The sequence below is a fragment of the Methylibium sp. T29-B genome (assembly GCF_000576225.1).
Lineage (GTDB): Bacteria > Pseudomonadota > Gammaproteobacteria > Burkholderiales > Burkholderiaceae_C > Methylibium > Methylibium petroleiphilum.
Map to the genome: position 1 here is coordinate 1 of NZ_AZSN01000260.1, position 3,176 is coordinate 3,176.

Annotated in this window: 4 protein-coding genes and 1 pseudogene; all 5 read left to right on the forward strand. The window is 73.5% G+C overall.

Going from position 1 to position 3,176, the window contains the following annotated elements:
* Positions 1–688, forward strand: a 688-nt coding sequence (locus Y694_RS25075; protein WP_036236128.1) for a hypothetical protein, incomplete at its 5' end; no start/stop codon positions are given.
* A gap of 3 nt (positions 689–691) precedes the next feature.
* Entirely contained in the window at positions 692–1,720 is a 1,029-nt protein-coding gene (locus Y694_RS20730; RefSeq protein WP_011830851.1) for a vWA domain-containing protein, read from the forward strand.
* Positions 1,717–2,307, forward strand: a complete 591-nt coding sequence (locus Y694_RS20735) for a hypothetical protein (protein ID WP_011830850.1) — start codon at positions 1,717–1,719, stop codon at positions 2,305–2,307. Before Y694_RS20730 ends, Y694_RS20735 begins: the two co-directional genes overlap by 4 nt.
* Complete coding sequence (locus tag Y694_RS26895; protein WP_310732289.1) at positions 2,304–2,873, forward strand: VWA domain-containing protein; 570 nt, start codon at positions 2,304–2,306, stop codon at positions 2,871–2,873. The genes Y694_RS20735 and Y694_RS26895 overlap by 4 nt, the downstream gene beginning before the upstream one ends.
* Positions 2,858–3,176 (forward strand): annotated as a pseudogene (locus Y694_RS26900) (hypothetical protein); the annotation flags it as partial. The gene Y694_RS26895 and the pseudogene Y694_RS26900, both read left to right, overlap by 16 nt.

Genomic DNA, 3,176 nt, shown 5'->3' on the forward strand with positions numbered 1-3,176 from the left:
CACGCCGCCGGCGGCCGACCGCGTGGGTCTGTGGCTGGAGCGCCGCGCGGCGCGCGCCGAGACCGACGACCAGGGCCGCCGCTGGCTGGCGCTCGATTACCAGGTGGTCAACGCACCCCGCGCGCTGACCACGTTGAGCCTGCCGGCCGTGACGATCGCGACGCGGGGCGGTCCGCCGCTGGTGCTGCCCGCATGGCCGATCAGCGTGGGGCCGTTGACGCCACCCGAGGTGGCGGGCCAGGGCGCGCTGCAGACCTTGCGCCCGGACCGGCCCGTCGAGGCTGCACCGACAGCGGCGATCGAGCGTCGCTTCAAAGGGGCGCTGCTCGCGCTGGGGGTCGTGCTGATGGCCTGGCTGGCGTGGTGGGGCGGGCGCAACTGGCGCGAGTCGCGGCGCCTGCCGTTCGCCCGCGCCTGGCGCGAACTGCGTCGTGCGGACGCGGCCAGCCCCGAGGCCTGGCTCAGCCTGCACCGCGCCGTCAACGCCAGCGCCGGCCGCGTGGTGCACGGCGCCTCGCTGTCGCGCTGGCTCGACGAACGGCCGCACCTGCGGCCGCTGCAGGCGCAGCTCGAAGGCTTCTACCGCCATTCCAGCGAGCGCTTCTTCGCCGGTGGTGCGGCGGCCGACTACCCGCTGCACACGCTGGGCCGCGCGCTGCGCGACGCCGAGCGCCGGCAGCACCGCTGAGCCATGGGCCTCGACTTCGTCCAGCCGCTGCTCCTGCTGCTGCTTCCGCTGGCGGCGCTGCCGCTGCTGCGCCGCCGCAGCGACACGCTGGTCTACTCGGCCATCGCCTGGCTGCCGGTCGACCGCATCGGGCGCATCGCCGGCTTCCTGTGGCGCGCCTTCGCGGTCGCGGCGATGGCCGCGGTGGTGATCGGCCTGGCCGGGCCGGGGCAGTCGGGTGCGCAGGTGCTGCGCACCGGGCGCGGCGCCGAGATCCTGATCCTGATGGACCGCAGCAGCAGCATGGACGCCAACGTGGTGCCCAAGGACGTGAAGGCCGGAGGGCAGTTCAACGCCAGCATGCCGACCAAGAGCCAGGTGGTGCGCGAGCTGTTGAGCGAGTTCGTCGCGAAGCGGCCCGACGACCGCTTCGCGTTCATGGCCTTCAGCACCAGCCCGATGCGCATCGTGCCGTTCACACAGCAGGGCGACGTGATCCAGGCCGGCCTGGCCGCCACCGGCGTGGGCCGCGGCCTGCCCGACACCCACATGGGCAGCGCGCTGCTGGCGGCGATCGGCGAGTTCGAAGGCCGGCCGTATGCCGGCAGCCGCGTGATCCTGGTGGTGTCCGACGGTGGCGCGCAGCTCGACGAGACCACGCGCCAGCGCATCGAGGCCGGGCTGGTGCGGCAGAAGATCGGTCTGTACTGGATCTACATCCGCAGCAATCCCAACTCGCCCGACCTGACGACCGACGCGGTCGGCAGCCTCGACTCGGTGGAAGAGCTGGCGTTGCACAGCTTCTTCCGCACGCTGCCCACGCCCTATCGGCTGTTCCAGACCGACGACGCCAGCGCGATGGCGGCGGCGATGGCCGAGATCGACCGCCTGCAGAACTTTCCGCTGTCGGTGGTGGAGCGGGTGCCGCGGCGCGACTTCAGTTCGGCCTGCTACGGCGTGGCGCTGCTGTGCTGCCTGGGCCTGCTGGTCTGCCGGGCGCTGCAGTTGCCGAGTTGGGCGCCGGCGTGGCGCGACGGACGGAGTGCGTCATGAGAAGGCTGTCGGTGCATGGCGTGTTCGCGGCGGCGGCGGCGGTCTGCGCTGGCGTGCTGCTCTGGCAGGGGCTGCACTGGCGGCAGGTGGTGGCACTCAACGAGGCCGTGGCCGCGGCCGCACGGCCGCCCGCCGAGAAGGACGCAGAGAAGAAGGACGCACCGGCGCCGCGCGACGCTCCGCGCGAGGTGAGGCTGGCGCGCGCGATCGCGCTGGCCCAGGCGGGCGCCCACGACGCGGCCTTCAAGAGCTACAGCGGCCTGATCCAGCCCGGTGCGCTCGATGCCCTCGGCCGCCAGGCGCAGTTCAACCTCGGCAACATGTATTTGCGCCAGGCGCTGGCGGCGTCGCCGGGCGGTGACGCCGCCGCGCCGTCGGCCGAGACCGCGCCGTTGATCGAACTGGCCAAGCAGCGCTACCGCGACCTGTTGCGCGCCGACCCCGGCGACTGGGACGCGCGCTACAACCTCGAGCGCGCGCTGCGCCTCGCGCCGGAGGAGCAGGAGGCCTACGCCGAGGACCCGAACGTGCCGGTCGAGCGCCGCCGGGTGCAACTCCGCGGCATGGACCCGGGGGACCTGCCTTGAACCGCGTCGTGCGGGTCGGCCGCTGGCTGGTCCGCCAGGGCCGGCGTGCGGACCTCGTGCTCACGCTCGCGTTGCTGCTGCTGGTGGCCGCGGTGGCGTTGCCGCCCTTCATGCTGCAGCGGGCGACCTTCCACTACCTGGTTGCCTTCGACATCACGCAGAGCATGAACGTGGAGGACGTGGAGCGCGACGGCGCCCCCCTGAGCCGCCTGGCCTATGCCCGCTCGGCGATGCGCGACGCGCTGCGCGAGATGCCCTGCGGCTCGAAGATCGGCTGGGCCGTGTTCGCCGACTACCGCGTGATGCCGCTGCTGCTGCCGGTGGAGGTGTGCAGCCACTACGAGGAGCTGCTCGCCTCGCTGGACCGCATCGACGGCCGCATGCGCTGGGCCAATGCCAGCAACATCGGCAAGGGCATGAGCTGGACCATCCGCACCGCGCGGGCGATCGATCCGAACACGCGCGTGGTGTTCTTCACCGACGGCAGGAGTCGCCGCCGCTGCGCGACGGCGCCGAGCTGCCGCCGATCCAGGACATCACGCCCGGCGAGGTGGGCGGCTGGCTGATCGGCGTGGGCGGCGACCTGCCGGCGCGCATCCCGCGCACCGACCGCGACGGCAACCCGGCCGGCTACTGGGCCGCGACCGACGTGGTGCAGCGCAGCGGCGCGCAGGCGGCGCAGAGCCACGAGCACTTGTCGGAACTGCGCGAGCCGCACCTGCAGTCGCTCGCCAAGCTGATGGGCTTCGGCTACCGGCGCCTGGCCGCGCCCGACGTGCTGGGCCAGGCGATGCGCGACCCCCGCCTTCGCCCAGCCCGAGCCCGTGCCGACCGACCTGCGGTGGCTGCCGGCCGCGCTGGCGCTGGCG